Below are 16,410 nucleotides of genomic sequence, written 5' to 3' on the forward strand. Positions count from 1 at the left end.
CGATGAGCACGCAAAATACGCCGCGGATCGCGCGCCACCTGCTCACCGCAGCCGTGAAGGTGTTTGCCGGCTTCGATCCCGCTGCCAACATCCGCAAGGCTCTGGGCCTGATGGCCGCCCCGGAGACCGGGGAGGAATTGCCGGACGAGAAGGATCTGGCCACCCTGCGCCGCCGGGTGATCCGCCCGTTGGGCGCCATGGACGGGCGCCCGGTGTGTCTGTTCGCCACCTATTCGCCCGATGGGCGCATCTGGCCGCACGTGGCCAATTACTGCCGCGATCTGAGGGCCGCCGGATGCCGGCTGGTGATGATCGTCGCCACCGACCGCCCCGATCTGCGCTGTTACGATCCCGGCCCCGCAAGCGCCGATGCGCTGCTGGTGGTAGAGAATTTCGGCTACGATTTTTCCGCCTGGGCGCGCACGCTGCGCCTGTGGCCGGACCTCTGGTCGGCGCCGGCGCTGTGGTTCGCCAACGATAGCGTCTACCACTCCCCCTCGGCCCTGCCGGCCATGCTTGAGCGCATGAAGCGCAGCCCGGCGGATGTGGTGGCGCTGACGGAGAGCACCGCCTTCCGCCGTCATTTCCAGAGCTACTTCTTTGTGTTGCGTCAGGCGGCTCTGGGCAATCCGGCGGTGCGCGACTTCTTTTCCGAGGTCCGCGCTCTCGGCGACAAGCAGAAGGTCATCGAGAGTTGCGAGGTGCCGTTGCCCAGTCTGCTGGCCACCGCCCGGCTTCAGGTCGAGGTGCTCTATCCGCTCGGCGAAGACGATCCCCGCTCGGCCAACCCGACGCTCGCCGCTTGGCAGGAGCTGTTGCGTAACGGCATGCCGTTCGTGAAGGTGCAGCTTCTGCGGGAGAATCCGATGCAGGTAGATATCGGCCGTTGGCGGACCGATCTGACCGCCGCCGGATTCCGTATGGAAGAGATAGAGATGCATCTTGGCAGCAATAAAATACCATCGGCAGCCTTGTTGCAGCCGTGAACGGGGCGGATGACACCCGCCACGTGTCATGGGGACCCATCCGCGCAGTGTCCGCGTTGCGCGTTGCGCTGCTCCATCTGACTGTGTAAGCCTCGATTTCCGGCGCGCTGCCGGTGTGCGGAGTGTTCGGTGACGGTAACGAAGACACCGCTTCTCGATACGGTGCGCGACGCCTCAGACGTCAGGCGCCTGCCGGAAGAGAAGCTCCCCCAACTGGCTGCTGAGTTGCGCGCGGAAACCATCAGCGCCGTCTCGGTCACCGGTGGGCATCTGGGCGCGGGCCTCGGCGTGGTCGAACTGACCGTGGCGCTGCATCACGTTTTCAACACGCCCGACGATCGGCTGATCTGGGACGTGGGCCATCAGTGCTATCCCCACAAGATCCTCACCGGCCGCCGCGATCGCATCCGCACCCTGCGACAGGGCGGGGGGCTGTCGGGTTTCACTCGCCGGTCGGAGAGCGCTTACGATCCGTTCGGCGCGGCGCATTCCTCCACCTCGATCTCCGCCGGCCTCGGGATGGCGGTGGCGCGGGATCTGTCCGGCGGCGACCGCAATGTGGTTTGCGTCATCGGCGATGGCGCCATGTCCGCAGGCATGGCCTATGAGGCCATGAACAATGCCGGCGCCATGGACAGCCGGCTGATCGTCATCCTCAACGATAATGACATGTCCATCGCCCCGCCCACCGGGGCCATGTCGGCCTATCTGGCGCGGCTGATCTCCGGGCGCACCTACCTGTCGCTGCGGGAAATCGGCAAGCAGCTCGCCCATCGCATGCCCAAATTCGTCGAGCGCGGCGCCGCGCGGGCGGAGGAGTTCGCACGCGGCTTCTGGACCGGCGGGACGCTGTTCGAGGAGATGGGCTTCTATTATGTGGGCCCCATCGACGGCCACAATCTGGAGCACCTGTTGCCGGTGCTGAAGAATGTGCGCGATGCCAAGACCGGGCCGATCCTGGTCCATGTGGTGACCCAAAAGGGCAAGGGCTATCCGCCCGCCGAGGCGTCCGCCGACAAGTATCACGGCGTGGTCAAGTTCGACGTCTCCACCGGCGCGCAGATGAAGGCGAAGTCCAACGCCCCCAGCTATACGCGGGTGTTCGCCGAGGCGCTGATCGAGGAGGCGGGCCGGGACGACAAGGTGGTGGCGATCACTGCCGCCATGCCTTCGGGCACGGGGCTGGATCTGTTCGGCCAGGCGTTTCCCACCCGCACCTTCGACGTGGGCATCGCCGAGCAGCATGCGGTGACGTTTGCGGCCGGCTTGGCAGCGGAGGGGTACAAGCCGTTCTGCGCGCTGTATTCCACCTTCCTCCAGCGCGGGTATGATCAGGTGGTCCACGACGTGGCCATCCAGAATCTGCCGGTGCGCTTCGCGGTGGACCGCGCGGGCCTGGTGGGCGCGGACGGTGCCACCCATGCGGGGGCGTTCGACATTGCCATGCTGGCGTGCCTGCCCGGCTTCACGGTGATGGCCCCCGCCGACGAGGCGGAACTGACGCATATGATCGCCACCGCCGTGGCCCATGATGCAGGCCCCATCGCCTTCCGCTTTCCGCGCGGCGAAGGCGTCGGGGTGGAGCGGCCGGTGCGGGGCGAGGTGCTGCCCATCGGCAAGGGCCGGGTGGTGCGCGAGGGCACCGATATCGCACTCTTGTCGCTGGGCACGCGGCTTGCGGCCTGCCAGGAGGCGGCGGAGCGGCTTGCGAGCCTGGGCCATTCGGCGACCGTGGCGGATGCCCGATTTGCCAAACCCATCGACCGGGATCTGATCTTGCGGCTGGCGCGCGAGCACCGGGCGCTGGTGATCGTGGAAGAGGGCTCTGTGGGCGGCTTCGGCAGTCAGGTGCTGCAACTGCTCTCCGACGAGGGCATGCTGGACCGCGGCCTGAAGGTGCGATCGCTGGTGTTGCCGGATACCTATATCGATCAGGATACGCCGGCGGAGCAGATGGCGCAGGCCGGGCTGGATGCCAATGGCATCGTGGCGCGCAGCCTGGCGCTGCTGGGGCAAAACGTCGAACGGCTCGGCGCTGTCCCGCTGCGGGCCTGAGGTTTTCGGATCGCGGCACATGCCGCGATAGGCTTTTGCTTCAAGGCGTCGTCACATCAAGGCGTCGTCAGCCGAGATTTCTCTTCACCACCATGTGAGCGGGTGATGCCCGACGTCGCGCGTGTCGATCCGCCTCAGCCCTTGCAAGCCTTTTCGAACGCGGCGTAAGCGTCGGCTGCGCCGGCCAGGGAAATCTGCTGCTTGGCGCCCTTGGTCTCGATGGTGAGCAAGGGGGCGCCGCGGGTCACGGCCTTGATGTCGTCGAACTTGGCGCCGGCATTCACATCGACGGCCCCGCTCTCTTCATTGGCGACCGCCTTGCCGGGAAGATCTTTCTTCACCTTGCCGGCGACCAGGATCACCTTGGCGGCGTCGTCCACCTTCAGCCCCTTGGAGCCGATCATAGAACTGACCAGCACCATGGGATTGCCCTTCTCACAAGTGAAGGAGATCATGGCGTTGTCGGTTTCAGGCGCGCCGAACACAAGCGTCGCCCCATCCCCGCTCACCGTCGTCGACCAGATGAGCTTCTCCTGGGCGGCAGCAGGCAGGCAAGTGGCGGCAAGCAAGCCGGCAGCGATCATGGTGCGGAACATGCGATCTTCCCCGAACAGTTGGCCGGGATCATACGCATCGCCCCGCAAACGAAAAGAGTGTCCTTAATTTTAGGTTAAGAACGCCGCTGCGGACTGAATCGCCGGAATTTAATACCGCACTTTCTTAGCGCTTGACCAAGCAGACCCGTTCGAAGTCGACCAGACGGGTGCGCGCTCCGGCCAAGGGAAAGGACAAGGTGGAGCCCGGCATCTTCGCCGTCAGCGTGTCGCCATCGCGGAACAGTTCCAGCACGCGCGCGTCGAGGGTCACTGCCGCTTCCACCACCAGCAGGCCGTCACCGGCGCCCTGGAACGCGGTGGCGGCCAGTTCCAGCCGTCGCTTGCCGTTGGAGAGGGAGAGTGGCACGCCGTCACCGGACCGCACCTTCTTATCGGCGGGCACTTCGACGGCGATCTGAAGCAACTGCGCGCTGGGCTGGCATGTGGCGGCAAAGGCTGGATCGGTCGCGCGCGGCAGCGCGAAGCGCAAGGCATAGGTGTCGTCAGACTTGGCAATGGTCCATACGCGGGGATCGGGGGGGGGCTCGGCCTTGGTCGCCTTGCTGGACTTGGTCGCGGCCAGGGCACCACCGGCGAGCCCCGCGGACATCACAGCCACAAGGGCCAGGGCGGCGATCTTCTTCTGCATACGCACTCCCACCGGGTGAGGACAAGCAGGATCGCGGCCCCACGCCCCTATCGGTTCTGTTTGCCTCGCCCGTGGGCAATCGCATATCACGGTCCGGCCCGATCGCGCGATGGGTTTGGTCCGCGGCCCTCGGCACGGCCAATTTTAGTTTCTTATGGGAAGGGCCAGCCATGGCCGCGCGGGCACGGATCGACAAATTGCTGGTGGAGCGCGGACTGTTCGACAGCCGGGCGCGGGCGCAGGCCGCCGTCCTGGCGGGGCAGGTGACCGCCGATGGCGAACGGGTGCGCAAACCCTCGCAGGAAGTCGAGCTAACGGCCGAGCTGGTGGCGCGGGACGTGCATCCGTTCGTCTCTCGCGGCGGGCTGAAGCTGTCGGCGGGCCTTGATGCCTTCGGGTTTGACCCGGCGGGTAAGCGCGCCCTGGATGTGGGCGCCTCCACCGGGGGCTTTACCGATGTGCTGCTGTCCCGCGGGATCGGCCATGTGGTGGCCGTGGACGTAGGCCATGATCAGTTCCACGCTCGGCTGCGGGGGCGTGCTGACGTGGATCTGTGGGAAGGCACCGACATCCGGCGCCTGACGTGGGCGCAGGTGGGAGCGCCGGTGGATCTGATCGTCATCGACGTCAGTTTCATTTCGCTCGCCCTGGTGCTTCTGCCCGCACTGGCCTTCGCCGCCGATGGCGCGGCCTTGGTGGCGCTGGTGAAGCCGCAGTTCGAAGCCGGGCCGGCCCTGGTGCGCAAGGGGCTGGTGCGGGATCCTTCGGTTCATGCGGCGGTCTGTGCCAAGGTGGAGGCTCAGGTCAGCGCGCTGGGCTGGCAGGTCCAGGGTCTTATTCCCTCGCCCATCGCAGGGGGCGACGGCAATCTCGAATTTCTCTTAGGCGCGGTGCGTTCGTGAACGACATTTTGGAAGTGGATGTGCTGCGGGTCGGCGCCCAGGGCGACGGTCTCGCGGCGGACGGGTTGTTCGTGCCCTATGGCCTGCCGGGAGAGCGGGTGGCGGGTATTCGCGACAAGGATCGCCTGCTGCCGGTGCGCATTCTGGTTGAAAGTCCGGATCGGATTGCGCCGGTCTGCCCGCACTTCGGTGTCTGCGGCGGCTGCCTGCTACAGCACTGGCGCACGGATGCCTATCGCGCCTGGAAGCGCGCCCTGGTGGTGGATGCGCTCGCCCGCGAAGGCGTGGTGGCCGAGGTTTCGCCTTTGGTGGATGCCCATGGCGAGGGGCGGCGGCGCGCCATCTTCCATGCCCGGCAGATCGGCCCGCGCACCATTGTCGGGTTTGCCGAGCGCAAGTCCCATTCCATGGTGCCTATCACCATCTGCCCGGTGCTGGCGCCGGGCCTGGACCATGCGCTCGATGCGGCCAAAGCGGTGGCCGAGGCCATCGCCCGGCAGAAGAAGCCGCTCGATCTGCATGTGACCGCCACCGAGAACGGCCTTGATCTCGACGTGCGCGGCTCGGGGCCGTTGCCGCCGATGCTACTCATGGATCTGGCGGCGATTGCCGAGCGGTTCGATCTTGCCCGCCTCACCCGCCATGGAGAGATGGTGGTGCAGCGCCGGGTGCCGTTCCTGCCCATGGGGGCGGCGCGGGTGGAATTGCCGCCGGCCGCCTTCCTGCAGGCCACCGCTGCCGGCGAAGCCATGCTGGCCGCGCGCGTCGGCGAGGCAGTGGCCGGCGCGAAAAAGGTGGCCGATCTGTTCAGCGGCGTCGGCACCTTCGCCTTGCGGCTGGCGTCCACGGCGCGGGTCTGGGGCTATGAGAGCAATGAGGTTGCCGTCACCGCCATGCTCAAGGCCACCCGCGGGGTGCAGGGGCTGAAGGGCGTGGAGGGGGAGGTGCGCGACCTGTTCCGTCGCCCGCTCATGGCCGAGGAGCTGGCGAAGTTCGATGCGGTGGTGATCGATCCGCCGCGCCAGGGCGCCGAGGCCCAGGCGCGGGAATTGGCCAAGAGCAAGGTGGGGCGGCTGGTCTATGTGTCGTGCGCGGTGTCCACCTTCGCCCGCGACGCCGCTTTGCTGATCGCCGGCGGCTTCCGGCTGGAGAGCGTGACGCCCTTCGACCAGTTCCGCTACTCGCCCCATGTGGAACTGGTGGCGACGTTCAGTCGGTAAGCAGGAAGAAGCGCATTGGCGGGTCCTACGGCGCGTGATGATCTCAGCCGGGTCGAGCCCGGCTGAAGCCATCGCCACGCTCAGGCGTAGAGGCGGCGGGCGTCGCGGAAGGAGATCAGCTTGCGGCTCTGTTCGTCCCACAGGGTCAGGCGCACGCAAGCAAAGCTCTGCAACAGGGTGAGGCGGCCCACGTCGCGCAGTTCGGGGTGATCGCGCAGCACGTCCGGCAGCCGATAATAGGGGATGCGGCTGGACAGATGGTGGATGTGGTGCATGCCGATATTGGCCGTGAACCAGCGCAGCACGGCGGGCAGATCATAATGAGAGCTGCCATGTAGCGCGGCCTCATGGAACGACCAGTCCTGCTGCTCGGACCAATGGGTGTCTTCAAACTGGTGCTGGACGTAGAACAGCCACACGCCCGCCGCCGCCGCGAGCACCACCACCGGCAGGTGGATCATGAGGAAGGGGCCAAGCCCTACCGCCCAGGCCAATAGTCCGGCGGCGATCAAGACCGCCACATTGGTGATCTGCGTGCTGGCCCAGGGGCCCCAGCCCTTGCGCATGAAGCCCACCGGAACGCGGGTCTGGAGACCGAGCATATAGACCGGGCCGAGGCCGAACATCACCAACGGGTTGCGGTACAGACGGTAGCAGAAGCGCTGCCAGGGCGAGCGGCGGAGATATTCGCTGACGGTAAGGGTGTCGATGTCACCAATGCCGCGCTGGTCGAGATTTCCGGTGCTGGCATGATGCACGGCGTGGCTGCGGCGCCAGTAATCATAGGGGGTGAGCGTCAGGACGCCGAGAATTCGGCCGGTCCAGTCATTGACCGCGCGGCTGGGAAAGAAACTGCCGTGTCCGCAATCGTGCTGGATCATGAACAGCCGCATGAGCAGCCCCGCGGCCGGGACGATCAGGATGCCGTAGAGCCAGACCTGACCAAAATCCAGCGCCACCACCATGGCCGCCCAGGCCAAGGCAAAGGGAACGGCGGTGATCACCAGTTCAAGGACGCCGCGCTTGGTGCTGGCGTTCTTGTAGGCCGAAAGTTTGGCCATCCAACTGCGAGCGTCAGGGGTGCGCGCATCGCGCGCGGCTTTCGCCGACATTCTTCTTTTTCCGTCCCGTGCGCACCTGGATCGCACGGTGCCCGGGCGGATCGTCGATGGGTTTCATGGGTAGCAATAAACTCACATTGCCACATTGCCCAAGGGTGATGGAAGAAAGTGTCGAAAGTGAGCGGGGAGCCTCATCGGCCGGTGGCGCCAGGAAACCGCTATCCGAACCGGCCGGTGATGTAGCGCTGGGTTCGCTCGTCCCGAGGAGCGGTAAAAATCTCACCGCTTGGGCCGAATTCTATGAGCTCTCCCAGATACATAAAGGCGGTCCGGTCAGAGATGCGCGCGGCCTGCTGCATGTTGTGGGTGACAATGGCGACGGTGTAATCGGCCTTGAGGTCGTCGATGGTCTCCTCGATCTTAGCTGTGGAGATTGGATCCAACGCGGAGCAAGGCTCATCCAGCAGGATGATTTCCGGCCGCACCGCGATGGTGCGCGCGATGCAGAGTCGCTGCTGCTGGCCGCCGGACAGGCTGAGGCCGCTGGTCTTCAAGATGTCTTTCACCTCGCCCCATAGCGCCGCCCGGCGTAGGGCTTCCTCCACCCGGCCGTCGAGTTCCGACGGCGAGAGTGTGTCGGAGAGCCGCAGACCCATGGCCACGTTGTCATAGATCGACATGGGGAAAGGGGTCGGCTTCTGGAACACCATGCCGATGCGGGAGCGCAATGCCAGCACGTCCACCGAACGCGCCAGGATGTTCACCCCGTCCATGAACACCTCGCCTTCCACCGTCTGGTCGAAATAGAGGTCATACATCCGGTTGAACACGCGCAGCAGGGTGGACTTTCCACATCCTGACGGACCGACGAAGGCGGTGACCTCGTGCAGATAGAGCGGAACCGAGACGTCATTCAGGGCGACGGTCTTGCCGTAGCGATAGGTAATGTGGCTCGCCTGGAGCTTCACGGTCGGCGCCGTCGCTGGCCGGAGCACATCAAGCCCGCCCATCGGGCGTCCTGCGACCACTCCCGATGGCGGACTGGAAGGGCTGCTGGCTGGGATTGGCATGCGCAGTGTCATGGTCTTGGAACCCCGTGCATCATCTCATGAAAGAATGACGTAAGGTCCTAAGGTCGTCGTTGCGCTAGATCACGTCACATAAATGTAACAAAATCGCCAATACAGCCGTCTGTTCAGGGTCTAAGGCCCAGTAGACTAATTGTTCCAGCGTTCCATCCAGATCTTTTCGCCGATGGTGCAGGATATGCGGGGCGGCTGCACCACCGGAATGACGGTCGGTGCGCGTTTCGGAACGACGCCCGCCACCTCCAGCACCATCTTCGTCTTGATGGCGGTGATGAATTCCGCTCGCTCGCGCACGGGAATGACAAAGGCGCCGGGGCCGCCGATGACGCAGTCCTCATAATAGAGGTCGAGGTCGTCGATATCGAGGGTGGAGGCGTTCGGCCGCTTCAGCATCAAGGGCAGGCCGTTGATGGTGATGCCGCGGGCCACCACCTCGTCGCGCGCCGTGTCCACCCGCCGGCCCTGGTTGTTGACCCCGTCCCCGGAGACATCGATCACCCGCCGCAGGGCGCGATAGCCGCTGTCTTCAAGCAAGGTCAGGGAGAACAGGAGACCACCGGAAATGGAGGTGCGGTAGACCCGCCGCAGGGGCGCGGCCGAAATTTCGTCGGCCACAGCCTTGGCACTGGCTGGGCCATCGATCATGCGCCAGGGCAGCACCAGCCTCTGCTCATGCTCGCCGGCCCATTCCACATAGGACACGACGATTCGGCCGTTGGGGCCGAGGCGCAGGGCGTTGAGGAACTCCGGCGAGACCAGGGCCTGGGCGTAGCCTTCCCGTTGCAGCGCCTGTTCCTCCACATCCATGGAGTAGGACACGTCCACCGCCAGGACGAGGGCGAGGTCCACGGTGGGAAGCCCCCCCGCCGGCGATGCCGCCAGCGCCGCGGCACTCCAGGGGACGAGGGCTGCCAGGACAAAAATTGGCGTCAACGCTCGGAGCAGCCAAGCGGCGGCGGGGCAGGAGAACCAGGCGGGCCGTCCCATCGCGCTCTCCTTGAGGCGTCAGAACCGACGTGGACCCACATGCTGACACCGATCCTGGCCCGGCAAAAGGCCTGCGATCGGCTTTGGCTCGTCCGGCGTCATGTTTTCTCGCCTGCCCTTGGGGCAGGCGAGATGTCGTCATCAGGACTCGAGTGTCTCGGTCGCGACGATCTCGATACCGAAGCCGCTGAGGCCGACATAGGTCCGGGCCTTGGAGGCCAGCAGGCGGATGGAGGTGACGCCGAGATCGCGCAGGATCTGGGCGCCGAGGCCCACTTCGCGCCAATGCTGGTCACGCTCCAGCTCGCTGGCGCTTTTCTCGCCGTGGCCGATGGAGGTGGCCGGAACGCCGGCGGTACCGTCGCGCAGATAGACCAGCACGCCGCGGCCCTCCTGCTTGATGCGCTCCAGCGCCTTCTGCAGCACCTTGGCGCCGGTGAAGGCATCGGCCACAGGATCGGCGCGGTGCAGGCGCACCAGTACGTTCTCGCCATCGCCGATGCGGCCATAGACCAGAGCGAGATGGTTCACCTCGTCGAACGGCGTCAGGTAAGAAAAGCCCTGCATCTCGCCCACCAGTGTGGGCACCGGAAATTCCGCCGCGCGGTTGACCAGCTTTTCCCGCGCCTGGCGATAGGCGATGAGGTCTGCCACCGAGATGCGCAGCAGCTTGTGCTCATCGGCGAAGGCGGTGACCTGCGGCCCGCGCTTCACGGTGCCATCGTCATTCACCAGTTCGGCGATCACCCCGATCGGCGGCACGCCGGCGAGGCGGCACAGGTCCACGGCCGCTTCGGTGTGGCCGGAGCGCATGAGCACGCCGCCTTCCTTGGCGATCAGCGGGAAGACGTGGCCGGGGCGGACGAAATCGGCGGCGCCCATGTTCGGATTGGCCAGCGCGCGCACCGTGTTGGTGCGTTCCTCGGCGGAGATGCCGGTGGTGGTGCCATGACGCACGTCGATGGAGACGGTGAAGGCCGTGCCCATGGGAGCGTCGTTATTGGCCACCATGGGATCCAGGCGCAGGCGCTTGGCCTCGGAGGGGGGCAGGGGCGTGCACACGATGCCCGAGGTGTGGCGGATCACGAACGCCAGCTTCGGCGGCGTGGCCAGCGAGGCGGCGAGGATGAGGTCGCCTTCGTTCTCGCGATCATCGTCGTCGGTGACGACGATGATCTCGCCACGGGCGATGGCTTCGATGGCGAGCTGGACGCGGGACTGGGAGGTGTCGATCACGGGCAAACCTCGGATACGCGGGGGCGGGAGCCCCAGGAAGTCATTGGGCGTCACCGCATGCCCCGTCGCCTCGGCGATGCGGCAGGCGGTTTCGCGTGAGATCCAGGCACTGGCGTCATTGCACAGCGCGGTCACGCTGGCGGGGGACATCCCCACCTGCTTGGCAAAGGCGCTGCGCGTGACGCCGGCGCTTTGGAGCCAGTCGGCGAGTTTCATGACGGGACGCTAGCAGGGCTGAAATTCGGCGGCAATGAAATTCGTGAATATTTCAGTATCACTGAATTATGCACCGATCCTCGGAGAGGGCGGTCACATCAGGACGAAATCAACCGGAATCGGCAGGGGCGGCAGGTCGGTTTCTCCCAGCGCCTCGCGCAGTCCGATGGCGATGGTGTCGGCCATGGCGGCGATGGGTAGATCGTTGGGCAACTCGCCAAAGGGCTCTTCCAATTCGTCGCCCAAGGTATCGAGCCCGAAGAAGGTATAGGCCACCATGCCCGCGGCGAACAGTGTGAGCCAGCCGGTCAGGTCGGCGAAGCCGAACGGCAGCAGGAAACAGAACATGTAGGCGGTGCGGTGCAGCAGCAGCGTGTAGGCAAAGGGCACCGGCGTGGTGCGAATGCGCTCGCAGGCCGCATGCACCGAGGCCATCTGGGAGACCGTCCGGTCGAACAGGGAAAACTCGATGTCGCTGATCAATTTGTCCCGGTACGCGGTGGCAAGAATGGCGCCCATCTCGCGCAGGATGAAGTCCGGCCGGTTGCGATTGGGGCGAAAGCGGCCGTGGATCGCTTTCGGCAGGCGCTCCAGAATCCGCTGTTCATCTTCGCCCGGGCGCAGATGCTGCAATAGCGCATAGGTGAAGGCGATGGCGTGATCGACCAACGCGGCGCGCACGTCAACGCCACGGGTTCCGGCTCGGCCCTCCAGCAGCAGGGTCTGGCGCGCCAGGTCGCGGCAGGCCTTGACCAACTCGCCCCATTGCTTGCGCGCTTCCCACCAGCGGTCGTAGCAGGCGTTGTTGCGAAACCCGAGGAAGATGGACAGGGCAATGCCGATCAGCGCGAACGGTGCGCTGCTGACCACCGGTACGAATTGCGGCGCATGGCGGTGCCCAAGCACGACCAGGGCCGAGAGGCCCATGACCAGGAGCAGTTGCGGATAAATCTGCACCAGCATCGACCCGCTCGCTCGGCGGACGATGAAAAAGATGGAGAGGATGCTGGGCTTGTCACGGACGATCATCTGACGCACTCGACCTGATTGTCGCGGGCGCCTGCGCCCGCGTCTGATCTCTGCGCGCGCTCAGCGCGGGAACGGCCAGGGCGGCGTCTGACCCACCTGTCCGCGATGGCGCAGCAGATGGTCGGCCAGCACGCACAGCATCATCGCCTCGCCCACCGGCACCGCGCGGATGCCGACGCAGGGGTCGTGCCGGCCCTTGGTCATGATGTCGGCCTCGGCGCCGAACTTGTCCACTGTGCGTCGGGGGGTGAGGATCGACGAGGTGGGCTTCACCGCAAAGCGCACCACCACCGGCGCGCCGGTGGAAATGCCGCCCAGCACTCCGCCGGCGTGGTTGCTGAGGAATTGCGGATGCCCCTCATTGCCGGTGCGCATCTCGTCGGCATTCTCCTCGCCGGTCAGGCGGGCGGCGTTGAAGCCCTCGCCGATCTCCACGCCCTTCACCGCATTGATGCCCATGAAGGCGCCGGCCAGATCCGCATCCAGCTTGCCATAGAGCGGGGCGCCGAGGCCCGGCGGCACGCCTTCGGCGATCACTTCCACCACTGCGCCCACCGACGAGCCATTCTTGCGCACCGCGTCCAGATAGTCCGTCCATAGCGGCACGGTGCCGGGGTCGGGGCAGAAAAACGGGTTGTTGGCCACCTCATTCCAGTCCCAGCGGGCACGGTCGATCTCGATGTCACCGATGCGCACCAAAGCGCCGCGCACGGTCACGCCCGGCAGCACCTTGGCGGCAATGGCGCCAGCAGCCACCCGCGTCGCGGTCTCGCGCGCCGAGGAGCGTCCGCCGCCGCGATGGTCGCGGATGCCGTATTTGATGTCGTAGGTGAAATCCGCATGGCCGGGCCGATAGCTGCCGGCGATGTCGGAATAATCCTTGGAGCGCTGGTCCACATTCTCGATCAGCAGGGCGATGGGCGTGCCGGTGGAGACGAGGCCGCCGTCCGCATGCTCAAGCGTGCCCGAGAGAATGCGGACCTGATCCGGCTCGCGCCGCTGGGTGGTGAAGCGCGATTGTCCGGGCCGGCGCCGATCCAGCGCCTCCTGGATGTCCGCCAGGGTGAAGCGCAGTCCGGGCGGGCAGCCGTCCACCACGCAGCCGATGGCCGGCCCATGGCTTTCGCCGAAGGTGGTGACGCGGAACAGGTGCCCGAACGTATTGAAGGACATGAGGGCTCGCTTCTTCTCAATGCGCTAGCTGTCTAGAGCGGGAACGGGTTGGAGGGAAGCCGGACGGGGCGCACCAGAGGTCGCCATCAGCGATGGACCCAGAGGAAGGCGCAGCGCGGATACCGCCTTGAGCGTTGCAATCGCAGGGGCGGGCGCAGGTCGCAGGCCTTTTTAGCGCCCGTCACGCACAGCGCGCATGACCTGTGTTATTCAGGAGATAACGGAAGGCTCCACATCTCTCCCATGCCCATTCTCGAAATTCTCATCGTTCTGTTTCTTGTTCTGTTGAACGCCGTTCTTGCTGCCGCCGAGCTGTCCATCGTCTCGGTTCGTCCAGCGCGCCTTCAGGGCCGCGCGGATGCCGGCGACAAAGGCGCCAAGGCCGCATTGCTGCTGGGTGCCGAGCCTGGCCGGTTCCTGTCCATCGTGCAGATCGGCATCACGCTGATCGGCATTCTCGCGGGCGCCTTTTCCGGTGCCAGCCTGGGCGCTTATCTGGCGGACGTGCTGCTGGAGGCCGGCATGCCGCACAGCGTTGCCGATCCCCTGGGCTACACCATTGCGGTGGCCGGCATCACCTATGTGTCCTTGATCATCGGCGAGCTCATTCCCAAGCGCCTGGCGCTGCAAAATCCCGAGCGGATCGCCTGCGCGCTCGCCCCGCTGATGCTGAGCCTGTCCAAATTCTCGGCCCCTGCGGTGTGGGTGCTCGACGCCTCGGCGCGCGGGGTGCTGCGGCTGCTGGGCGAGAAGGGCAGCCAGAAGGAAGGCGTTACGGATGAAGAAATCCGCGCCATCATCACCGAGGCGGAGAATTCCGGCGTGATCGATCCCGCCGAGCGGCGGATGATCTCCGGCGTCATGCGCCTGGCGGACCGGCCCGTCACCGCGATCATGACGCCCCGGCCGGACGTGGAATGGGTGGACATCACCGCCAGTGCCGAGGAGGTCCGCCAGATCCTGCTGGAAAGCCCGCACAGCCGCCTGCCGGCCTGCGAGGGCTCGCCGGAGGAAACCATGGGGGTGATCCAGGCCAAGCAATTGCTGGACGCCTATCTGCGCGGCGAAACCCCGGACCCGCGCGGCTTTGTGCAGACCGTGCCGTTCGTGGTGGAGACCGTGGGGGCGCTGGAAGCCATGCGCATGCTGCGCAGCGCCGCCGTGCCCATGGGCATCGTGGTGGATGAGTATGGCGACATGGTCGGCGTCGTCACCGGCTATGATCTGCTGGCGGCCATCACCGGCTCGATCCTGGAACAGGATCACCAGGGGGTGGGCGACGACCCGCACATCGTGCGGCGTCAGGACGGCTCGTATCTCATTTCCGGCGAGGCGCCGGTGGACGAGTTGCACGACGTGCTCGACGTGGAAATCCCCGTGGACGGGCGCTTCCATACGGTGGCGGGCTTTGCCCTGTCGCAGATCAAGGAACTGCCGGAGACCGGCGCGGTGTTCGATGCCCTGGGCTGGCGGTTCGAAATCGTCGATATGGACGGGCGGCGCATCGACAAATTGCTGGTGTCGCGTCCCCCGGTCCTGCATCGCCAGAAGACCGTCGGCGGCGAATAGGCGCGCCGCGAAGGTCCGGCGGGCCCCTGAGCGATCCCTCAGTCCGCCACTTCGAACTGGCCGCCGCGCAACACATAGACCGCCCCCTGGCGCACGGGAACCAGCGCCGCCTGGGCGCTGGGCATGCCGGCCTTGGCGTGCAGCAGGGCGCGGATCACCCCGCCGTGGGTCACCACCACCGCATCGCCCTTGACCCGGTCGATGGCGCTGCCCGCCCGGTGGCTGAGGCTGACGTAGCTTTCCCCGTCCGGCGGGGTGAACGACCAGGGGTCCAGCTCCCGGGTCTTCACCGCTGCGGCATCGCGCCGGCGAATCTCGGGCCAGGTGAGGCCCTCCCATTGGCCGAACGACAATTCGGCCAATTGGGGGTCGTGGGTGAAATCCGCGCCCGGCAGGTCCAGGGCCGTGCGCAGGATGCGCATGGTCTCCAGCGCGCGGCTGAGGGGGCTGGAGACGTAATGCAACTGGGTCACATCGCCGGCGAGCTGCCCCAGCACCCGCCCGACGCGGGCGGCCTGGGCGCGGCCGAGGCTGTTGAGCGGCACATCGCGCCGGCCTTGCAGGCGACCGGCGACGTTCCAATCGGTTTCGCCGTGCCGGACAAGGAACAGGCGGCCGGGCGTGCTCATCGGGCCGGAAGCGTCAGGGTGTGGGTGTACCACTGGCCGATGGGCGGGTAGGTCACGCGGATTTCCGCCTGCCCGCTGCCGCTGCCGCGCACGATCATGCCCGGCAGCTTACGGCCGAGGCACACCAGATAGCCGTAATCCGTTCCGGTGACCGTATAGGTGCCCGGCGTGACGGAGATCCGTACCCCGGGTGAGGCGCTCAGGACGGTGATCTGCGGCAGGCCCTGGTCGGTGCACTGCTGGTTGGCGGTGCCGGCGGCGAACAGCACGCCGTCCGTGCCGCCGCCGGTGAAATAGTTCACCACAAAGGCGTCGGGATCATTCTCATGGCCGGCGGAGGCGGGGCCTGCGGCGAGAACCACCGCGGCCAATGCGAGAAGTGCTGCCGCGCCGCGGCAGGGTCTCCCGGTTTCCGGTTGGATCATGCTCATCCCCCTTGGTGCGGACGCCGACCGGCGGTGGTGTCTAGAGGCCGGGTACCTGTACCACATGGTCATACCACGCGCCGAGGTGCGGATAGGTCACCCGCAGCGCCACGGTCGCCCCGCCCCGGGGCGGGCGGCCGATGTAGCGCACTACCGCGCCGCTCACCGGACGGCCGAGGCAGAAGGTGGAGCCGGCGTCGGTGCCGGTGGCCACGAACTGGGCCGGTGCCACCACCACTTTGCCACCCGCCGGGGCGGAGAGGATGGTGATCTGCGGCCGCTGCTCGGCCTGGCAGATGAAATCCACCGTGGCGGCGGCGAAGATCGGCCGGCCGGCCTTGGCCGGTCCACCGGAGGCCAGCGCGGCGCCGGAGGCGGTCATATAGGCGATGCCATATTCCGACGGCATGGAATAATTGGGAAAGAATGCGCCGCCCGGCCCCAGGATGCGCTCTCGCAGCGGATAAGATTCGAGCGTCGGCAGGCCGTCCGCGCCCGCGAGAGCGGGCAGAACGGAGGCGACGAGAGCCAGGGCCGAGAGGGCATTGCGCAGCGTCCGCATCGTCTTCTTCTCCTCAGGGGCCCATCG

At 66.3% G+C, this 16,410-nt stretch carries 16 protein-coding genes; 5 read left to right on the top strand and 11 right to left on the bottom strand.

Annotated features, from left to right (window positions below):
- The first annotated feature begins 2 nt into the window (after positions 1-2).
- Both AAG816_RS20140 and dxs read left to right on the top strand, forming a co-directional pair.
- A complete protein-coding gene (locus AAG816_RS20140; protein ID WP_341991469.1) occupies positions 3-986 on the top strand; it encodes a rhamnan synthesis F family protein in 984 nt (327 codons plus the stop codon).
- A 129-nt stretch (positions 987-1,115) separates the two neighbouring features.
- Positions 1,116-3,041, top strand: coding sequence for a 1-deoxy-D-xylulose-5-phosphate synthase (gene dxs / locus AAG816_RS20145; protein WP_341991470.1), 1,926 nt, complete (start codon positions 1,116-1,118; stop codon positions 3,039-3,041).
- Positions 3,042-3,175: 134 nt separating this feature from the next.
- Here dxs and AAG816_RS20150 read toward each other — a convergent pair whose 3' ends face one another.
- Positions 3,176-3,637, bottom strand: a complete 462-nt coding sequence (locus tag AAG816_RS20150; protein ID WP_341991471.1) for a hypothetical protein — start codon at positions 3,635-3,637, stop codon at positions 3,176-3,178.
- A gap of 124 nt (positions 3,638-3,761) precedes the next feature.
- On the bottom strand, positions 3,762-4,286 hold the full coding sequence (locus AAG816_RS20155) for a hypothetical protein (protein ID WP_341991472.1): 525 nt from the start codon (positions 4,284-4,286) through the stop codon (positions 3,762-3,764).
- Positions 4,287-4,456: 170 nt separating this feature from the next.
- Here AAG816_RS20155 and AAG816_RS20160 point away from each other — a divergent pair, with 170 nt between their 5' ends.
- Together AAG816_RS20160 and AAG816_RS20165 are read left to right on the top strand one after the other, a co-directional pair.
- Positions 4,457-5,188, top strand: a complete 732-nt coding sequence (locus AAG816_RS20160) for a TlyA family RNA methyltransferase (RefSeq protein WP_341991473.1) — start codon at positions 4,457-4,459, stop codon at positions 5,186-5,188.
- 5 nt (positions 5,189-5,193) lie between these two features.
- Positions 5,194-6,408 carry an RNA methyltransferase gene (locus tag AAG816_RS20165; protein WP_341991493.1) on the top strand — a complete coding sequence of 405 codons (1,215 nt, stop codon included), beginning with the start codon at positions 5,194-5,196 and terminating at the stop codon, positions 6,406-6,408.
- Between the two features lie 80 nt (positions 6,409-6,488).
- Here AAG816_RS20165 and AAG816_RS20170 read toward each other — a convergent pair whose 3' ends face one another.
- From AAG816_RS20170 to aroC, 6 genes are all read right to left on the bottom strand, one after another.
- On the bottom strand, positions 6,489-7,469 hold the full coding sequence (locus AAG816_RS20170; protein ID WP_341991494.1) for a fatty acid desaturase: 981 nt from the start codon (positions 7,467-7,469) through the stop codon (positions 6,489-6,491).
- 218 nt (positions 7,470-7,687) lie between these two features.
- Positions 7,688-8,479, bottom strand: coding sequence for a phosphate ABC transporter ATP-binding protein PstB (gene pstB, locus AAG816_RS20175; protein WP_341991474.1), 792 nt, complete (start codon positions 8,477-8,479; stop codon positions 7,688-7,690).
- A 207-nt stretch (positions 8,480-8,686) separates the two neighbouring features.
- Complete coding sequence (locus AAG816_RS20180) at positions 8,687-9,544, bottom strand: DUF1194 domain-containing protein (RefSeq protein WP_341991475.1); 858 nt, start codon at positions 9,542-9,544, stop codon at positions 8,687-8,689.
- Between the two features lie 141 nt (positions 9,545-9,685).
- On the bottom strand, positions 9,686-10,996 hold the full coding sequence (ribB, locus tag AAG816_RS20185; RefSeq protein ID WP_341991476.1) for a 3,4-dihydroxy-2-butanone-4-phosphate synthase: 1,311 nt from the start codon (positions 10,994-10,996) through the stop codon (positions 9,686-9,688).
- A 93-nt stretch (positions 10,997-11,089) separates the two neighbouring features.
- Positions 11,090-12,025, bottom strand: a complete 936-nt coding sequence (locus AAG816_RS20190; protein WP_341991477.1) for a bestrophin family protein — start codon at positions 12,023-12,025, stop codon at positions 11,090-11,092.
- Positions 12,026-12,085: 60 nt separating this feature from the next.
- Positions 12,086-13,198 (bottom strand): chorismate synthase, encoded by a 1,113-nt coding sequence (aroC, locus tag AAG816_RS20195; RefSeq protein ID WP_341991478.1) that lies wholly within the window; start codon positions 13,196-13,198, stop codon positions 12,086-12,088.
- A gap of 243 nt (positions 13,199-13,441) precedes the next feature.
- Between aroC and AAG816_RS20200 the strand changes: the two genes are divergently transcribed.
- Positions 13,442-14,767, top strand: coding sequence for a hemolysin family protein (locus AAG816_RS20200; RefSeq protein WP_341991479.1), 1,326 nt, complete (start codon positions 13,442-13,444; stop codon positions 14,765-14,767).
- 38 nt (positions 14,768-14,805) lie between these two features.
- On the opposite strand, the gene AAG816_RS20205 is transcribed toward AAG816_RS20200, so the two are convergent.
- From AAG816_RS20205 to AAG816_RS20215, 3 genes are read right to left on the bottom strand one after another with little or no spacing between them, the layout of a single operon-like run.
- Complete coding sequence (locus AAG816_RS20205) at positions 14,806-15,396, bottom strand: histidine phosphatase family protein (RefSeq protein WP_341991480.1); 591 nt, start codon at positions 15,394-15,396, stop codon at positions 14,806-14,808.
- Complete coding sequence (locus tag AAG816_RS20210) at positions 15,393-15,821, bottom strand: hypothetical protein (protein ID WP_341991481.1); 429 nt, start codon at positions 15,819-15,821, stop codon at positions 15,393-15,395. The genes AAG816_RS20205 and AAG816_RS20210 overlap by 4 nt, the downstream gene beginning before the upstream one ends.
- A gap of 40 nt (positions 15,822-15,861) precedes the next feature.
- Positions 15,862-16,383 (bottom strand): hypothetical protein, encoded by a 522-nt coding sequence (locus tag AAG816_RS20215; protein ID WP_341991482.1) that lies wholly within the window; start codon positions 16,381-16,383, stop codon positions 15,862-15,864.
- Positions 16,384-16,410: the final 27 nt, after the last annotated feature.

This window comes from Azorhizobium sp. AG788, from assembly GCF_943371865.1.
In the GTDB taxonomy this organism is placed as follows: domain Bacteria; phylum Pseudomonadota; class Alphaproteobacteria; order Rhizobiales; family Xanthobacteraceae; genus Azorhizobium.